Source organism: Pasteurella dagmatis, from assembly GCF_900186835.1.
In the GTDB taxonomy this organism is placed as follows: Bacteria; Pseudomonadota; Gammaproteobacteria; order Enterobacterales; family Pasteurellaceae; genus Pasteurella; species Pasteurella dagmatis.
The window spans coordinates 483,677-502,538 of the sequence record NZ_LT906448.1; the positions used below are offsets into that span (position 1 = coordinate 483,677).

At 37.5% G+C, this 18,862-nt stretch carries 13 protein-coding genes and 1 riboswitch; of the genes, 8 read left to right on the forward strand and 5 right to left on the reverse strand.

The window, feature by feature from the left end; genetic code table 11:
* Positions 1-49: 49 nt before the first annotated feature.
* Together CKV78_RS02340 and CKV78_RS02345 are read right to left on the reverse strand one after the other, a co-directional pair.
* Positions 50-1,372, reverse strand: a complete 1,323-nt coding sequence (locus CKV78_RS02340) for a cation:proton antiporter (RefSeq protein ID WP_032855602.1) — start codon at positions 1,370-1,372, stop codon at positions 50-52.
* Positions 1,373-1,478: 106 nt separating this feature from the next.
* Positions 1,479-1,832 carry a RidA family protein gene (locus tag CKV78_RS02345; protein ID WP_005764445.1) on the reverse strand — a complete coding sequence of 118 codons (354 nt, stop codon included), beginning with the start codon at positions 1,830-1,832 and terminating at the stop codon, positions 1,479-1,481.
* Between the two features lie 102 nt (positions 1,833-1,934).
* Between CKV78_RS02345 and CKV78_RS02350 the strand changes: the two genes are divergently transcribed.
* Together CKV78_RS02350 and CKV78_RS02355 are read left to right on the forward strand one after the other, a co-directional pair.
* Positions 1,935-2,651 (forward strand): YwiC-like family protein, encoded by a 717-nt coding sequence (locus CKV78_RS02350; protein ID WP_005764443.1) that lies wholly within the window; start codon positions 1,935-1,937, stop codon positions 2,649-2,651.
* Positions 2,652-2,660: 9 nt separating this feature from the next.
* Positions 2,661-3,404 (forward strand): tetratricopeptide repeat protein, encoded by a 744-nt coding sequence (locus tag CKV78_RS02355; RefSeq protein ID WP_005764440.1) that lies wholly within the window; start codon positions 2,661-2,663, stop codon positions 3,402-3,404.
* 53 nt (positions 3,405-3,457) lie between these two features.
* On the opposite strand, the gene parC is transcribed toward CKV78_RS02355, so the two are convergent.
* Both parC and parE read right to left on the reverse strand, forming a co-directional pair.
* Positions 3,458-5,716: a DNA topoisomerase IV subunit A gene (gene parC, locus CKV78_RS02360; protein WP_005764438.1), complete on the reverse strand. Its 2,259-nt coding sequence runs from the start codon at positions 5,714-5,716 to the stop codon at positions 3,458-3,460.
* Between the two features lie 159 nt (positions 5,717-5,875).
* On the reverse strand, positions 5,876-7,774 hold the full coding sequence (gene parE / locus CKV78_RS02365) for a DNA topoisomerase IV subunit B (RefSeq protein ID WP_005764435.1): 1,899 nt from the start codon (positions 7,772-7,774) through the stop codon (positions 5,876-5,878).
* 216 nt (positions 7,775-7,990) lie between these two features.
* Between parE and nspC the strand changes: the two genes are divergently transcribed.
* The 3 genes from nspC (at position 7,991) to CKV78_RS02380 (ending at position 12,264) form a co-directional block, all read left to right on the forward strand.
* Positions 7,991-9,106, forward strand: coding sequence for a carboxynorspermidine decarboxylase (gene nspC, locus CKV78_RS02370; RefSeq protein WP_005764433.1), 1,116 nt, complete (start codon positions 7,991-7,993; stop codon positions 9,104-9,106).
* 199 nt (positions 9,107-9,305) lie between these two features.
* Positions 9,306-10,544, forward strand: coding sequence for a saccharopine dehydrogenase family protein (locus CKV78_RS02375; protein WP_005764431.1), 1,239 nt, complete (start codon positions 9,306-9,308; stop codon positions 10,542-10,544).
* Positions 10,545-10,776: 232 nt separating this feature from the next.
* A complete protein-coding gene (locus CKV78_RS02380) occupies positions 10,777-12,264 on the forward strand; it encodes a class I SAM-dependent methyltransferase (RefSeq protein ID WP_005764428.1) in 1,488 nt (495 codons plus the stop codon).
* Between the two features lie 59 nt (positions 12,265-12,323).
* Here the strand turns inward: CKV78_RS02380 and glnE are convergent, their stop codons facing one another.
* A complete protein-coding gene (gene glnE, locus CKV78_RS02385) occupies positions 12,324-15,266 on the reverse strand; it encodes a bifunctional [glutamate--ammonia ligase]-adenylyl-L-tyrosine phosphorylase/[glutamate--ammonia-ligase] adenylyltransferase (protein WP_005764426.1) in 2,943 nt (980 codons plus the stop codon).
* A gap of 146 nt (positions 15,267-15,412) precedes the next feature.
* Positions 15,413-15,504: riboswitch (TPP riboswitch) on the forward strand.
* A 38-nt stretch (positions 15,505-15,542) separates the two neighbouring features.
* Between glnE and thiB the strand changes: the two genes are divergently transcribed.
* Genes thiB through thiQ form a run of 3 tightly spaced genes read left to right on the forward strand, consistent with a single transcriptional unit; the run spans position 15,543 to position 18,802 of the window.
* Positions 15,543-16,547 carry a thiamine ABC transporter substrate binding subunit gene (gene thiB / locus CKV78_RS02390; RefSeq protein WP_032855601.1) on the forward strand — a complete coding sequence of 335 codons (1,005 nt, stop codon included), beginning with the start codon at positions 15,543-15,545 and terminating at the stop codon, positions 16,545-16,547.
* Between the two features lie 10 nt (positions 16,548-16,557).
* Positions 16,558-18,168 carry a thiamine/thiamine pyrophosphate ABC transporter permease ThiP gene (gene thiP, locus CKV78_RS02395; RefSeq protein WP_032855600.1) on the forward strand — a complete coding sequence of 537 codons (1,611 nt, stop codon included), beginning with the start codon at positions 16,558-16,560 and terminating at the stop codon, positions 18,166-18,168.
* The gene (gene thiQ / locus CKV78_RS02400) at positions 18,161-18,802 is read left to right on the forward strand and encodes a thiamine ABC transporter ATP-binding protein (RefSeq protein WP_005764421.1); all 642 of its coding nucleotides are present in this window, start codon (positions 18,161-18,163) and stop codon (positions 18,800-18,802) included. The genes thiP and thiQ overlap by 8 nt, the downstream gene beginning before the upstream one ends.
* Positions 18,803-18,862: the final 60 nt, after the last annotated feature.

The following is an 18,862-nucleotide window of genomic DNA, read 5'->3' on the forward strand; positions in this document are numbered from 1 at the left end:
TTCTTGAATGCCCTTATGTTTTTCATAAGGGCATTTTGGTGAAAGAAAGTTATTTATGTTCGTTTTTATGTGGATTTAAATCTACATAGCCTCTTTGATGTAATACAGTTTCTTTGGATTTTTTAATCATTTTTTCAATGGTGGTGCCTTGCACCAAAATGGAAAATGTTACGACTGCATAGGTCATCACTAACAAAATGTCGCGAACATCCATTCCAATGTGTTCTAAATAAAGCGTTCCTTTCGGAATTGAAAGAGCCATTGCTAGAGATAAACCGCCACGCAATCCGCCCCAAGTCAGAATTTTGAGGGTATAAGGGTTGTAAGTGCGGAAACGCTGCATCAATTTAAATGGCATCCACACACTGATATAACGGCCAGTAAGACAAATTGGCACCGCTAAAATCAGCAAAATAACGCTTTGATAAGTGAAATCGACAAGTAAAAGTGCGAGACCAATTAGCAAGAACAAGAGTGAGTTGAGGAAGTGGTCAATCATTTCCCAGAAGTGATCTAAATATAAACGACTTTGTTTAGAGAAACCAACATAGCGAGTCCAGTTACCAATTAAGATCCCAGCCACCACCATTGCCAATGCACCTGAAACGTGCAACATATTAGCCAGCATAAAGCCTGCGGTTGGAATGGTGAGGGTTAATAGAATCTCTAAACTCCCGTCATCCGTAGATGAAATTAAGAAGTGTGCAATTAAGCCAATCACAAAGCCAAAGGCGATACCTCCAACCGCTTCTTGTAAGAATAACGATGTAATTCCGGTTGTAGTGGGTTCGTGACCAGCAAATGCGACGGCAAAAATGGTGGTGAAAATCACTAAACCAACACCGTCATTAAACAAGGACTCTCCCTCCACTTGCATTGATAAGCGTTTTGGCGCTTTTAAGTTTTTGATAATCGCTAATACTGCAATCGGGTCGGTTGGCGAAATTAATGCACCGAAAAGAATGCAATAGATTAAGTCGATTTGTAAGCCGATAAGAGAGGAAATGCCGTAAAGAATAAAACCGATAAGAAAAGTAGAAGCGAGCGTGGAAAAGAGAGCAAAAGTTGTGATTTCCCATTTTTGATTTTTCAAAACAGGTAACTTGATGCCTAATGCTCCTGCGAACAGTAAGAATCCAAGGATACCATTGAGTAGGAAACTCTTGAAGTCGAGCTGTTCCATTATATTGGTCGCAAAAGTGTCTAAATTAAACCAGTTTAAATTGCCGAAGATAAGGAAGGCTACAGATACAACTATTGAAGTGGCGGTGATAGCGATGGTGTATTGGATTTTGTCGCTGATTTTTCGAGTAATAAAGCCAATCAAAATGGAAATGGCTGATAAGAAACAGATATAAGTGTAGAGGTTCATTGGTGTAACTTCCCTTTTTAAACAAAAAGCCAATTTCGAGTGAAGAAATTGGCTTATGTAGTATAGCAAATGAGAATTATTTAGAAAGCTATAATATTAAAATAAATTAAATAATTGCCGTAATCACAATTTCTACCTTCCAATCAGGACTTGCAAGTTTAGCCTCTACGGTTGCACGTGTTGGTGGTGAATTTTTATCAACCCATTCGTCCCACGCGCGATTCATTGCATCATAGTCGTCCATATCGGCAAGATAGATTTGAGCATTAATAATTCGGCTTTTATTTGACCCCACTTCTGCAAGAAGTTTATCAATAAGACCTAGAACTTCTTTTGTTTGTTCGTAAGCTCCCGCATCTAATGTGGTTTCTGGTACTTGACCTGATAAATAAATGACACCGTTATAAATTGCCATTTCTGATAATCGTTCATTTGAATGAAAACGTTGCACTTTGCCCATTTTTAACCTCCCTAACTGTGTTGCAATAATGAATAATATATCTATTTTGTATCAAACTCGTTACAATTACGCAACTTAATTATTTCTGTAGGAAGAGGCTAAATGAAACTTTTAATTTCAAACCAGCATGGGGCAATTGTTATGGCATTAATGCCATTTTTGTATGGAATGTTAATGGGGAAACCAGTATGGATGCATTTTTTCCTTTTACTTGCTTGGTTTAGCCTTTATTTGATGACTTATCCCTTCTTAAATCTCTTCAAAGGTCGCAATTTACCCAACAATATAAAATGGACTTGGATTTATGGTACGACCAGTTTATTGTGTGCAATCCCAGCATTATGGCATGAATGGCAGGTGGTTTATTTTGTGTTGGCAATGCTACCGCTTGTTGCTGTGAATATTTATTATGTCAGACAAAAAGATGAGCGCGCATTATTGAATGATTTTGCAGGCATCATTATTTTTGCAATTGCAGGAATGGCATCTTATTATTTTTCTGACCGCACTTTTGACCATAAAATCTGGTGGGTTGCGATTTACCCAACATTATTTTTTATTGGTACGACACTTTATGTGAAATCCGTAATGCGTGAGCGTAAAAATCCACGCTATTTAATGGCATCTATACTTTTTCACTTAGGTTGTGTGTTGATTTTTTTACCTTTGCAACAATATTTGTTAGCATTGGCTTTCGTACCGCCGTTAATTCGCGCAATTTGGTTACCTAAAGTTAAATTGTCAGTCAAACAAGTTGGTTTAATCGAAATGGCGGTTTCACTCGTATTTTTTGTAATGTTATTAGTTGCAACGTTATAAGGTGTGATTATGAAATTATCAAAATGGCTTTGTCTCATTCTGTGTGCTAGCTGTGGCTTAGCAAATGCAGTGCAGCCTGAGCTTGATGTGGCTCAGAATGTCACACAATTGTCACAAGACATTTCAGAACGAATCCAAAAACAGCTCGAATCAGAAAATGGGGCAAATTCAGCGTCCGAGATGACAGACGAACAACGTCGTGAGTTAGTCGTGAAAGCTGCTGAAATACAAGATTGGAAAGCGGCGTTTGATTTATTGCTTCCATTAGCACAAAAAGGGGATTATCAGGCACAAGCTAACTTAGGTATTTTATATGCGAAAGGGCAAGGCGCTCCTCAAGATCTGGAAAAAGCCTATTGGTGGTTTAGTGAGGCCGCAGAAAAGGGAAGTGTCAAAGCTATTAATAATTTAGCAGTGTTCTATCTACAAGGTCACGGTGTAAAAAAAGATATTAAACATAGTATTAAATTATTTGAACGTACAGCAAGTTCTGGTTCACAAGATGCCATGGTTGTTTTAGGGCAAATTTATGAAAATGAACTTAAACAACTTAAAAATGCGTTTAAATGGTTCAAAAAAGCTGCGGAAGCGGGGGATTATAATGCGAAATATCGTATTGCATTGATGTATGAACACGGTGAAGGTACTAAGAAAAACAAACAACAAGCCATTCATTGGTATCAAGAAGTATTAAAAGAAAAAGGTGCTCTAACTGAGGTTGCTCAAGAGCGCTTAGCTAACTTGAAAAAATAATATTTCACTTACTATAAATAAAGGGATGTCATTTAACATCCCTTTGAGTTTTATTATTTACTTTCAATTTCAGGTGTAATCACTTCTATTTCTGCATTACTGTGCAATCCGCGTGGTAATTGAGTACCTTTTCTTCCTCGTTCTGCACGGAATTTTTGTAATTCTTCTGGCTTTAAGGTTACTTTGCGTTTGCCTGAATGGAAAACTAAAGTAGAACTTTCTTCAATTAAGAGTAAACGGACCAATAGTTCAGAACGATCTTTAGCATTTACTGCTGGGATAGTGACGATCTTATTTCCTTTTCCTTTAGCCAATGATGGTAAATCTTTCGCTGGGAAGATCAACATTCTGCCAGCAGAAGTTAAAGCGACTAAAAGTGCGGTCTCATTTGTGAGTTTTAATGGCGGTAATACTCTGGCATTTTCAGGTAAGGAAATCAGCGCTTTACCAGCTTTGTTGCGCGCAACTAAATCTTCAAACTTACAAATAAATCCATAACCGGCATCAGATGCCATTAATAATGGTTGATTTTCTGTTTCGATTAGCACTTGTTCAACGCTTGCACCTGCGGGTAGTGTAAGTTTTCCTGTCAACGGCTCACCTTGTGAACGAGCAGAAGGTAGCGTTAATGGATCAAGGGCATAACTACGACCAGTGCTATCAATAAAGACAGCCGCTTGGTTGCTTTTACCATAAGCGTGGGCAAGATATTTATCACCTGCTTTGTAGCTGATATTTTGTACATCAATATCGTGACCTTTCGCACAACGTACCCAGCCCATTTCCGATAAAATCACTGTAACAGGCTCAGCTGGAGTCATGTCACTTTCAGAAATTGCTTTGGCTTCTGCACGTTCCACTAGTGGTGATAAACGTGGGCTGGTATAAGTTTTAGCATCTTGTTGGATTTCTTTTTTGATTAAACCATTTAACCGACGTTCAGAACCTAAAGTCAGTTGTAAACTATCGCGCTCTTCTTCTAAACGATCTTTTTCTGCTTGTAATTCATGTTCTTCTAACTTCGCTAAATGACGTAAGCGCAAGTTCAGAATTGCTTCTGCTTGTTCATCCGTTAAATTAAATCGTGCTATTAACACTTGTTTCGGCTCATCTTCATTACGAATGATCTGGATTACTTCATCAATATTGAGATAAGCAATCATCAAACCGTCTAAAATATGTAAGCGAGCAAGCACTTTATCCAAACGATGTTGTAAACGGCGAGTGACTGTGGTGCGACGGAATTGTAACCATTCGGTGAGGATTTCAACTAAGCTTTTTACCGCTGGTTTATTGTCCAAACCAATCATATTCATATTCACACGATAGCTTTTCTCTAAATCTGTCGTTGCAAATAAATGTGCCATCAATGCATCACAATCGACTCGATTAGAGCGCGGTACAATCACAATACGAATTGGGCTCTCGTGATCGGCTTCATCACGAATATCTTCTACCATTGGCAACTTTTTCGCTGTCATTTGATCTGCAATTTGTGCGATCACTTTTGATGGAGAGGATTGATGAGGTAAGGCCGTAATCACAATTTCGCCATCTTCTTTTTTCCAAACTGCACGCATACGTACAGAACCACGACCTTGTTCATACAGTTTACGGATATCGTCTTTAGAGGAGATGATTTCAGCCTCTGTTGGATAGTCTGGACCTTGAACCACAGTGAGTAAGTCGTCTAATGTGGCTTTCGGGTTATCAATCAACATCACAGCTGCATCGGCAATTTCATTAATGTTGTGTGGTGGAATATCAGTTGCCATACCTACTGCGATACCGGTTGTACCATTTAATAAAATATGCGGTAAACGTGCTGGTAAATATTGAGGTTCAGCTAATGTCCCATCAAAGTTTGGTTGATAATCAACGGTGCCTTGTCCTAATTCTGATAACAGTACTTCCGCAATTTTAGATAAGCGAGATTCGGTATAACGCATTGCTGCAAAAGATTTTGGATCATCTGGCGCCCCCCAGTTCCCTTGACCGTCCACTAATGGATAACGATAAGAGAAAGGTTGTGCCATTAATACCATTGCTTCATAACAAGCTGAGTCACCATGTGGGTGAAATTTACCTAAGACATCCCCCACCGTGCGGGCAGATTTTTTGTATTTTGCTGTGGCATTCAAGCCTAATTCTGACATTGCATAAATAATGCGACGCTGTACTGGTTTTAACCCGTCGCCAATAAAAGGCAATGCACGATCCAAAATGACGTACATTGAATAGTTAAGATAGGCTTTTTCAGTGAACTCGCGTAATGGCGTTTGTTCAATGCCTTCGTAGTTGATTGTGTTCATAGTTGTTTTAGTTTTGGGTTAATTTTATGTTTTATATATCGGGTTTCGCTGAAGGAGACCTTCTTTCTAAATTTGAGCAGTTCACGCTAGAAAATTGGGGTAAAATCCACCGCACTTTTATTTGACTTGAGCTTTGTTATTACAAAGTAATGTCTAAATTTATACAGCTAAATCCACTTGATCGCCTTTGGTTTGTAACCAATTTTTGCGATCTTCTGAGCGTTTTTTCGCCAGTAGCATATCCATTAATTCTAAAGTTTCGGCGCCGTTGTCTTCTTCTTTGTTGTAAGTAAGTTGGACTAAACGTCGGGTGTTTGGATCCATTGTAGTTTCACGTAATTGGATCGGGTTCATTTCACCTAACCCTTTAAAACGTTGTACGTTTGGTTTGCCTTTTTTGTTTTTCAAACGGTCTAAAATCGCCTCTTTTTCACCCTCATCTAAGGCATAGAAAACCTCTTTACCTAAGTCAATACGGTAGAGAGGTGGCATGGCAACATAAACGTGACCGTCTTGTACTAATTTTGGGAAGTGGCGGAGGAATAATGCGCATAATAGGGTTGCGATGTGTAAACCGTCCGAGTCCGCATCGGCAAGGATACAGACTTTACCGTAACGTAACTGAGAGAGATCGTCGCTGTCTGGGTCAATTCCTAAAGCCACTGCAATATCGTGAATTTCTGTTGAAGATAAAACTTGTTCTGATGACACTTCCCAAGTATTTAGAATTTTACCGCGTAAAGGCAAAATCGCCTGATATTCTCGATCACGAGCTTGTTTTGCTGAACCGCCAGCAGAGTCACCTTCCACGAGGAATAACTCGGTTTTTTCTAAATCTTGTTGGCTACAATCGGCAAGCTTACCTGGTAGAGCAGGGCCACTAACTAATTTTTTACGTACCACTTTTTTCGAAGCACGCAAACGGCGTTGCGCTGAACTAATCGCCATTTCAGCCAGTTGTTCCGCTTGTTGTACGTTTTGGTTTAACCATAAACTAAAGGCGTCTTTAACAACTCCGCTCACAAAGACCGCACTTTGACGAGAAGATAAACGTTCTTTAGTTTGTCCTGCAAATTGTGGATCTTGCATTTTTACTGAAAGTACATAAGCACAACGTTCCCAAATATCGTCAGCTGTTAATTTGACTCCACGTGGTAACAAGTTTCTGAATTCACAAAATTCACGCATTGCATCTAGTAAGCCTTGACGTAGCCCGTTGACATGTGTACCACCTTGAATGGTTGGAATCAAGTTAACATAGCTTTCGCCCAATAATTCTCCGCCTTCAGGCAACCATAATAAGGCCCAGCTAACAGCTTCTTTATCCCCTTTAAAATCGCCAATAAAAGGCGATTCAGGTAAGGTCAATAAGCCATTTACAGCTTCGCTTAAATAGTCAGATAAACCGTCTTCATATAACCAAACATCTTCAGTGTCGTTGACTTTATCAATAAATTTAATTTCTAAGCCAGAGCAAAGTACAGCTTTGGCACGTAATAAGTGGCGCAAGCGAGAAATGGAGAATTTATCACTATCAAAATATTTTGGATTTGGTTTAAAACGAACTGTTGTGCCTGTGGTACGGCGCCCGCAAGTGCCGATAACTTCTAATTCTTCGACTTTAACGCCATTTTCAAAGGCAATTTTATATACTTCTCCATTGCGTTTTACTGTGACATCAACACGTTCAGACAATGCATTGACCACGGAAATGCCCACACCATGTAAACCACCTGAAAACTCATAGTTTTTATTGGAGAATTTACCTCCAGCGTGCAGTTTAGTGAGTATGACTTCTACACCAGATACTTTTTCAACAGGGTGAATATCCACTGGCATACCACGACCGTTATCAATGACTTCAAGAGATTGATCTTTATGTAAAATCACTTCGATTTTAGTGGCATATCCTGCTAATGCTTCATCAACACTGTTATCAATGACTTCTTGGCCTAAATGGTTTGGACGAGTGGTGTCGGTGTACATTCCCGGACGTAATTGAACGGGCTCAAGATCTTTTAAAATGGTTATTTCATTCGCGGAATAATTATTTGTCATAAGTTAGGTTATTGGCTGTTTTATTTTTTATTGTCAAAATTGTCCAAGATTCTAGCAAAAAAAGCCTGTTTTTGCACTATAACGTATTTTTAGCATATTTATTCACTATAACTTAATAAATAGCTTAGGAAAACGATTGCTCATTGATAATACTTAGCTATAATAATTAACCTTAAGTTTTTGTAAATTAATGATTGAAAAAGGGTTTAATACGAAATGACAGCATTGCAAACGCCTTATTATTTGATTGATAAAAGTAAACTTTTACGCAATATGGAAAAAATTGCATATTTGCGTGAAAAATCAGGGGCAAAAGCATTACTTGCATTGAAATGCTTTGCGACTTGGGGCGTGTTTGATTTTATGAGTCAATATATGGATGGTACAACTTCATCATCGCTTTACGAAGTACAATTAGGTAAAGAAAAATTTGGTGGTGAAACACACGCTTACAGTGTAGCGTATTCCAATGAGGAAATTGATGAAGTCGTAGCAAATGCTGATAAAATTATTTTTAATTCCATTAATCAGTTACAACGCTTTGCAAATCGTACGGGAGATTTACCACGAGGTTTACGAGTGAACCCACGTGTAAGTACATCAAGCTTTTTGTTAGCAGATCCTGCACGTCCATATAGCCGTTTAGGAGAATGGGATATTAATAAAATTCGCGAAGTGATGCCATTAATCACTGGCTTTATGTTCCACAATAACTGTGAAAATGAAGATTTCGATAAATTTTGTGAGATGCTTGATCGCATTGAAAATGAATTTGGTGAATTATTACACCAAGTGAAATGGGTCAGCCTTGGAGGGGGGATTCACTTTACTGGTGAAAATTATCCATTAGAGGCATTTGCAGAACGTTTAAAACAGTTTTCTGATAAGTTCGCTGTACAAGTGTACTTGGAGCCAGGTGAAGCTTCGATTACGCTAAGTACAAGTTTAGAAGTCACGGTGTTAGATATTTTAAATAACGGTAAAGAATTAGCGATTGTTGATGCGGCAACAGAAGCGCATATGCTAGATTTATTAATTTATCGCTCTGAAGCGAAGTTATTACCAGATGCCTTCAAAGGCAAAGGTGAATATGAATATATGGTTTGTGGTAAATCTTGTTTGGCTGGTGATATTTTTGGTGAATATCATTTTGAAAAACCATTAAAAATTGGTGATCGAATCTCATTTTGTGATGCGGCTGGTTATACCATGGTGAAGAAAAACTGGTTCAATGGTGTAAATATGCCAGCCATTGTGATTAAAGAACTTGATGGTTCAGTTCGAGTGGTAAAAGAATTTGGCTATCAAGATTATGTTGAGAGTCTATCTTAATAATGAATAAGAAGTGCGGTTGATGTTAGCAAAATTTTGTTAAAACAGACCGCACTTTTTCGGTTTAACTTTATCGTATTGGATGATAAAGCTATCTCTGCCCTGATATTGACTTTTTAGGTTTTCAATATGTATCAGGTTTTTATTAACGCCTATGCCGATCCTTTAGCAAGCTCGGTACTTGGGAGGAAAATGCTAAATGAAAAAAAATGTTTTGGTTATTGGTGCGGGTGGCGTATCACAAGTTGTGGTACATAAATGCGCGCAACATAATGATGTACTTGGTAAAATTTCTCTTGCTTCACGCAAAATTGAAAAATGCCAAGCCATTGCGGAAAGTGTGGTAGAAAAAGGTAATTTTAAACTGCCAGCGACCATTGAATGCTTTGAAATTGATGTATTTGACGTAGAAGCGACGAAAGCATTAATTCAAAAAACAGAATCACAAATTGTGATTAATGTGGGGCCATCATTTGTCAATATGTCCGTATTACAAGCTTGTATTGAAACTGGTGCTGCATATATTGATACCGCAATGCACGAAGATCCAAGTAAAGTTTGCGAAACACCACCTTGGTATGCAAACTATGAATGGAAACGTCGTGAGTTATGTAAACAAAACAATGTGACTGCAATTTTAAGTGCAGGCTTTGATCCTGGGGTTGTTAATGCCTATGCCGCATATGCAGTCAATGATGAGTTTGATAGCGTAGATAGTATTGATATTATTGATATTAACGCAGGGAGCCACGGTCGTTATTTTGCTACTAACTTTGATCCAGAAGTGAATTTTCGTGAGTTTACAGGGACAGTTTGGAGTTGGCAAAATAGTCAATGGGTAGCTAACAAGATGTTTGAAGTGAAGCGTACGGATGATCTGCCAATAGTCGGTATGCAAAATTCTTACTTGACAGGTCATGAAGAGCTACACTCGTTATCAACACATTTAAATGTCCCGAATATCCGTTTTTGGATGGGCTTTGGTGAGCATTATATTAATGTATTTAATGTGTTGAAGAATCTGGGGTTATTATCGGTTCATCCTGTAAAAACCGCTGAAGGTTTAGAGGTGATTCCAATTAAGGTCGTGAAAGCCGTGTTGCCAGATCCAGCTTCTTTAGCACCAACATATACTGGTAAAACCTGTATTGGTAATTTGGTGAAAGGTAAAAAAGACGGTAAAGAGAAAGAAATCTTTATTTATAATGTCGCAGATCACAAAGAAGCTTATGAAGAAGTCGGTAGCCAAGGCATTTCCTATACTGCTGGAGTGCCGGCGGTAGCCGCTGCATTATTGATTGCCACAGGTGAATGGGATGTCGGTGAGATGCGTAATGTTGAGCAGCTTGATCCAAAACCATTTTTGAATCTTTTAAACAGAATTGGCTTGCCAAACCGCATTAAAGATGAAAATGGTGATCGTGAATTAAGTTTCTAATTCTGACTTATCATTGAAAGCACAAGTTAATACTTGTGCTTTTTTTGTATTAATAAAAATTTTGAAAAAATTTAACCGCACTTTCTTTAACCCATTCAGCTTGTTACAATGGCAAAGTTCTGCTGTTCAAGCAAAATAAATATAATAGATATATAAAAACTAACTGATAAGAAAGTTTAAACACATTATGTTGTTATCCATATTTTATAAGAATATCTGCGAGTACTGAAAAATGGAAAATATAGAGCGAATTAAAGAAAGCTACAATGAGCTTCCTTATATTTCAAAAAGTTTTGTACATACTTTACCAGAAAGACAAAAAGCGATTTTGTCTTTATTAGGTTTTCAAACACCTGAAATTAAAGGAGCGAAGGTGCTTGAAATTGGCTGTGGTTTTGGTGGAAATATTATTTCTTATGCATTAGCAAACCCCGATACACAATTTACGGGAATTGACTTGTCCGAAAAGCAAATTGAAGGTGGTCGAGAAGTTGTGAAGCAGCTTGGACTTACTAATGTAGAATTACTTTGCCAAGATATTTCTTGCTTTGAAAATCAGGATGTTAAATTTGATTATATTATTTGCCACGGCGTATTCAGTTGGGTACCTGAATTTGTGAGGGATAAAATCTTACAAGTTGTCAAAAATAACTTAGCGGAAAATGGATCAGCTATAATTTCTTATAACACTTATCCGGGATGGAAATCTTTAGAAGTGGTTCGAGATATTATGCGTTTCCGTGCTGATACTTTTGCAAAATATAATGAGAGTTTTACTTCATTAGATAAATTAGCCTTCGGTCGAGGTGCGGTTGCATTTTTAAAAGAATTTGCTATTGGCAATCCCACCGTGAAAGATATTTGTCAACGAGTTGATGATGGCGATGATCATTATGTATATCACGAGTACCACGAAGAATATAATCATCCGTTTTATTTATATGAATTTAATGCGTTATTAGAAAGAAATGGCTTAGCGCATATCTGTGATGCAACTTTAAATAAGACTTTCCCAATTTTTGAAAATGAGGAAATTGAAGCAAAACTTAATCAAGAATGTGGTAATAATCACGTGCTTAAAGAGCAATATTATGATTATCTGTTACATAGCCAATTCAGAACTAGCATCATTACTCATCTTGAAAATAAAGAAAAATGTAATATTTCTCGTGACATCAAAGTAAAAGATTTAGACAGCCTTTATATCCGTGCCAGAGTTCAAGATGATAACCCTCCAGAATTAATCAGTTTTTTATCACGCTTTTATCCCAAAATGGTTAATGTAAAAGCATTTATTGATAATTATGTTGAAGGTGATAAAAATGCGGGCTATGCGGCTATTTTAACCCAAATTTATAATCAAAAATTAGAGTTTTATGCACGTGATATTCCAGTGATAGAAACAGAAAAATTGAAGTTAAAACCTGTATATGCAAAATATTTTGCTTATCATTTGGAAACTGCAAAACCAGTAGTCAGTTTGTCTAACTTTGTTGGGAATATTCTCAGCTTATCTAAGCACGAATTAGAAACTATCTTACAATGTGATGGGACAAAAACAGATCAAGAACTTGTTGATTTTGTGATGGGAAGAATCAATGATGGAGAATGGCAAGTTGTCACAGAAAATGAAAATTCTAACGTTGAAGCCCTCACTGTTGTAGAACGATTTATTAAAGACATCCGCTATTTTATTGAATCTCACTTAATGAATGAATAATAAACAATTAAGCAAGTAAGAAGACGCATATTGCGTCTTCTTTTTTAGTTGAGATTTGTTTATTTAAACAATTGTTGCCAAATGTGCAGGATAAAAGCACGTTCTTTTTGAAACTCATCAGAGCTAGTTTGAGGAGGCAAACCTAACAAATCAAGATGATGAATTTTATTACGTAAGTCCACATAACATTGTTTTAGTTGCTCACAAACTAACTGGGAAATCACCGCACTTTCTGCCATTACATCAAAAATTCGTACATTATCAGACCAAACGGAAAGCGCTGGATTTTTGGGGGCATTAGCAAGTACCAAATATTGTGCAATAAATTCGATATCAGTGATTCCACCACGATCAGTTTTAATATTAAAACGCTCAGGATTGTTTTGTGCTAAATGCGAATGCATTTTTTCACGCATCGCTACTACATCGTTTTTTAACGCTGTAATATCACGTGGGGCACACAGGACTGTCTGTCTAATTTCATCAAATTGTTGGCGTAATTCGGGCGAGCCATAAACTGCACGGCTTCTTACTAACGCTTGTTTTTCCCACATCCATGCCTCTTGTAATTGATAATCTTTGAAGGCTGAAATTGTGCTACAAAGTAAGCCAGATTCACCAGATGGACGCAGTCTCATATCCACTTCATACAAAACTCCCGCAAAAGTATTCACGCTAAAAATACTCACGATTTTTTGTGCTAAACGTAGATAAAATTGGTTGCTATCTAGGCTACGTTTACCGCCGACAGTCTGGCTATTTTGAGTGGATTGATAGAGGAAAACCAAGTCCAAGTCTGATTTATAACCAAGTTCAATGCCACCTAATTTACCATAACCGATCACTAAAAAGCCCTTTTCATTTTCTGTCAAATGCTCAGGTTTACCAAAGCGAGCCGTCACTTGTTGCCACGCTAAATTCACTACCGCATCAATAATGGCTTCAGCTAAAAAGGTCAGATGATCGCTGACTTTCATTACTGGTAATGCACCAAGAATATCAGCAGATGCGACTCGTAATAACGTGGCATGTTTAAATTGTCGTAGACCGTCAATAATTTGTTCTTCATCATCGGGAGGCAAGCGTAATAAATATTGTTTGAGTTCATCGGAATATTCAGTATAAGGCGGTGGATTTAGCAACGCTTTGCGATCTAATAATTCATCTAATAAAATTGGATGACGAGCGACTTGTTCCGCGATTAATTTAGATTTTGCACATAATTCAATTAATTGTTTTAATGCCTGTGGATGTTCCACCAATAATTCTAAATAAGTGGTGCGAGTCAGAATTTTTTCCACGATATTCAACATTCTTGGCAACAGAAGGTGGTAATCCTGATGTTGGAAAATATGTTGCAAAAGGGATGGTAATAATTGATTTAATACTTCTCGTCCACGAGAGCCAATAGGGCGGCGGCAAAGTTCCATTCGAAATTGATTCAGTTTATCAATGATTTCCTCAAAATGTGCTTTTGCAATGTTATTTTCTTCCAACATTATCGTAAGCTCGCTATTTTCTAAGTCAGGATCGAGAAAATCGACCCAGTGATTATCTTCGTTATTTTTTTCGCTTTCCTTTTCATCACCAATTAAATTATTAAAAACTGACCGCACTTTTTGTTGGTGCTGTTGTAACACCGTATAAAAGCTAGCCCAATCTTGAATAGGGTATTCAACTCTTTTTGCTTGTTTTTTTGTATCCCATTGGGTAAATAATTGCGTAGCTTGTACTAAACGCCAACGATCTAGTTCGTTATCAGGCAATACTTGAGTTTGTTGATCGTGAATAGCTTGCAGAATATTTTCAGTACGGCGTAAAAATAAATAGGCGTGTAGTAAATCTTGCTGTTGCTGTTCTGAAATAAAGTCAAGTGCGGTAATTTCTGGCAGAATTTTTAGAAGTTCATGTTGTTGTAAGCGAATCTCTCGTCCACCTCGGATCAGTTGGAAAACTTGAACAATAAATTCAATTTCACGAATCCCTCCCGCACCTAATTTGATGTTATCAACTAAGCCGCGACGGCGCACTTCACGCTCAATTTTGCTTTTCATTTCACGTAAAGATTGAATGACACTGAAGTCAATATAGCGACGATAAACAAAAGGGCGTAGAAGTTGCTGTAAGATTCTGACATTTGGATCTTTCGGATTTATGCCTAAAATACGCCCTTTGATCATCGCATAGCGTTCCCAGTCGCGTCCTTGTTCTTGGTAATATTGTTCCAATGCATTAAAACTCAATGCAAGCGAACCACTTTCCCCAAAAGGGCGTAAACGCATATCGGTACGGTAAACAAAACCATCGGCAGTATATTGATCCAACGCATTGATTAGGCGTTGTCCTAACCGGGTAAAAAATTTATTGTTATCAACGCTACGTCTCGCCCCAATGGTTTCACCATTGCTAGGATAGGTGAAAATTAAATCAATATCAGAAGAAAAATTAAGTTCAAATCCACCCAGTTTACCCATTCCGAGAATATACAGTTGCTGTGGTTGACCTTCTTCATCAACTGGTGTGCCCATTTCAAGACAAGCTTGTTGATAGAGCCAATCTCTTGCCCCAATAATCAAGCTTTCCGCCAATTGTGATAAGCGAATAAAAACCTCTTCTACTGTGCCTAAATTTAAACTTTGGCAAAAACTGAGTTTTGCCATTTCACGATAGCGAAATTGGCGTAATACTTTATAAAGCTGTTCTTCTGAATCTGTGGAAATGAGCAGTTTGTTTAAGCGTTCAGCGTAGTTAGTACAGTCAGAGAAAGTTAGTGCCTTCTGCCAGCATTGATGTAAAAAGTGCGGTTGTTTTTTTAAAGTGTCTACAAAAAAATCTGACAAACTAATCGCAATATAAAGTTGCCCGATTACGGTTTGAGGATCATTTTTCTGTTGCTCAATTTGCTGAAAAATAGGCTGGTTATATTGTTCTGGAAAATGCTGAATTAATAGCTCGGCAAGTTGGTTAAGCTGATTATCGAATTGGGTAAGGGCGAATTGCATAAACTATCCTATGATTAAAGATTGAAACTCAATCATCATAAGCCAAGTATTTCAATGGCTAACTGCTTGACTTTAGCATGAAATTTCTATTTTTAACATTATAGAAAATAAATCTTGTCCTTTTTCTACGAAATATTATAGACTTATTTGCCTAGTCGGGGTGCTTGCAAGGAGCTGAGATAATACCCGTGAACCTGAAGCAGTTAATACTGACGTAGGAAACTAATAGTCATTATTACTGTGTACTTTTTTGATGAAATCACAAGAGAGGACACAATGTCTAAATTAAAAACTTCTTTATTTTTAACCGCACTTTCCACTTTCTCCATCTCTGTATTTGCGCAAAACCAAGCGTTGAATGTTTATACTTATGATTCATTTACATCTGATTGGGGGGCAGGTCCAAAAGTGAAGGCCTCATTTGAAAAAGCACACCCACAGTGTCAAGTGAATTTCACAGCTTTCGGTGATTCAGGCACAATGTTCAACCGTTTACGCTTAGAAGGTAAAAAAACAAAAGCGGATGTGGTTGTTGGTCTTGATAATTATGCATTAGAAGAAGCTGAAAAGAGCGGCTTATTTACAAAAAATAATGTGGATTTAGCACAACTTTCACTCCCAATTGAATGGAAAAATCAAACATTCCTACCTTATGATTTCGGACAATTTGCTTTTATTTACGACAAAACGAAAGTACAAAATCCACCAAAAAGTTTAAAAGAATTAGTTGAACGCCAAGATTTGAAGGTGATTTATCAAGATCCACGCACCAGTAGCGTTGGACGTGGTTTATTAATTTGGATGAACAGCGTATATCCGCAAAATGAAGTAGAAAATGCATGGAAATCGTTAGCGAAACACACTGTTACTGTGGGTAAAGGTTGGTCTGATACTTACGGCGCATTCTTAAAAGGCGAAGCTGATTTAGTGGTAAGTTACAGCACATCACCATTGTATCATTTAGTGTTTGAGCAAAAAGATCAATATGTAGCGACAGAATTGTCAGAAGGCGGCGTATTACAAGTTGAAACTGCGGCGAAAGTGATTGATCGCAACAATGCTTGTGCAGATCATTTCTTAAGCTTTTTAGTGCAATCAGAAGCACAACAACATTTGGTGACAAGCAATGTGATGTTACCAGTTATTCACAGCAAAATTGAACCGCACTTTGATGCATTAAAAGAAAAACAGTTGAAAGCAAAGGTGCTAGATACCAGCAAAGTGACAGCAGAACAGCTTAAAAACTGGATTGCAGTATGGCAGGCAACATTAACAAAGTAATTTTGTAATAATGCCAATGCGTTTTTTCCATCAGACTTTCCGCCCATCGCATTATGTGGGCGGAATTTTTGTGATTGCCTTTTTGTTGCTATTTTGTGGTAGTGCTTTATTTTCGCTTTTTTCTGCACAAGGGGATTATGGCTGGCAACAACTGCTCAGAGATCAGTATTTGCATCACGTTTTAAGATTTAGCTTGTGGCAAGCGTTTTTATCTGCGTTATTATCGATTTTCTTTGGCTTTCTTGTGGCTCGCGCTTTTTTCTATCAAGATTTCAAAGGTAAGCGATTTATTCTTCAATTATTCTCTCTAACCTTTGTTTTACCGTCTTTAGTGGCAATTTTTGGTTTGCTAGGTGTGTATGGTGGTTCGGGTTGGTTAGCAAAACTCGCTGCATTTTGGGGGAGTGATTGGGCACCCAATATTTATGGTTTAACAGGTATTTTAATTGCTCATCTTTTCTTTAATATTCCACTGGCTTGCAAAATGTTTTTGCAAAGTTTGCAGAGCATTCCTGTTCAACAACGCCAGCTTGCTGCACAGCTCAATTTACGTGGTTGGCAATTTATCCGCTTGATTGAATTGCCTTATTTACGCCAGCAAGTTTTTTCCGTTTTCACTTTAATTTTTATGCTTTGTTTTACAAGTTTTGCAATCGTGTTAACGTTAGGCGGTGGCCCGAAATATACCACGTTAGAAGTGGCTATTTATCAAGCGATTTTATTTGAATTTGATTTACCCAAAGCTGCATTATTTGCATTGTTACAGTTTGTGATTTGCTTTTTGTTATTTACGTTAAGTAGCTTGTGGGGCAAAGCTCCCGCTACAGTGGCACATAACAAAAATTATTGGCAAGATAGACAGTCAAGAGCGGTACAAATTTGGCAAATTTTTTTGATCATCGTGGTAAGTTTATTTGTGTTGTTGCCTCTATTTAATACTTTAATTTCTGCCTTTTTTTCTGGCAAGTTTTTAAAGTTATGGGCAAGTGGGCAACTTTGGCGAGCACTGAGTTTCTCGTTGATGATTGCACCAACATCAGCATTATTGTCGGTGTTGATGTCTGTGGCGTTATTGTTATTAGCAAGACGATTAGCTTGGTTGCACTATTCTCTGTTATCGCAAAGTATTATCAGTGTTGGTACGATGATTTTAGCCATCCCTACCTTAGTGCTAGCTATTGGTTTGTTTATGTTATTGCGTGAAATCGATTTTTCAACATTACACCTTTTTGCGGTTGTGCTATGCTGTAACGCTCTAATGGCTATGCCTTTTGTGTTACGTATTTTAGCAGTGCCAATGCATAACAATATGGTTTATTATGAAAAATTATGTGAGTCTTTGAATATTCAAGGTTGGCAGCGTTTTAGCTTAATTGAATGGCACCAACTACGGGCACCGATGCAATATGCTTTTGCATTGGCTTTCGCATTATCGCTCGGTGATTTTACTGCGATTGCTTTATTTGGTAACCAAGATTTTACGTCATTACCTCATTTGCTGTATCAACAGCTTGGACATTATCGTAGCCAAGAAGCGTCAGTTACCGCATTTATTTTATTGATATTATGCATATTGATCTTTGTGGTGATTGAGCGACAAAAGGAAGAAGGAAATGATTAAATTAGAGCAGGTTCACTTTCAATATAAAAGTGCGGATTTCTTGTTTGATTTGTCTGTTCCAACACAACAAAAAGTCGCAATTGTAGGTGCAAGTGGTTCGGGGAAAAGTACTTTATTGAATTTATTGGCTGGATTCGAATTTGCCGTACAAGGTAAAATTTGGTTAAACAATGAAAACCATACCCAAACTTTGCCACATCAACGCCCCATCTCAATGTTATTTCAAGAAAATAATTTATTTACTCATTTAACCGTAGCGCAAAATATCGCTTTAGGATTAAAACCTAGCTTAAAATTGACCGCACTTGAAACTCAGCAAGTAGAGCAAGTCGCAAATGCGGTTGGTTTAGGTAAGTTATTATCACAATCACCGAAAAATTTATCTGGCGGACAGAAACAGCGTGTCGCATTGGCACGTTGTTTATTACGTGATAAACCGATTTTATTATTAGATGAACCTTTTTCTGCGCTCGATTCTGAATTGCGTGCTGAAATGTTAAATTTACTTTTAACGTTATGTGATGACAAAAAATTGACTTTGTTGATGGTGACACATCAGTTAACTGAAGTAAAAGATAAAATGGATCGTATTATTCAAATTGAGAATGGTAGGATCAGTAATTTATCTCTTTGAAATTCACAGTTTTAATGGAAAATAGACCGCACTTTTGTGGTATAAAAACGGAAAACAATT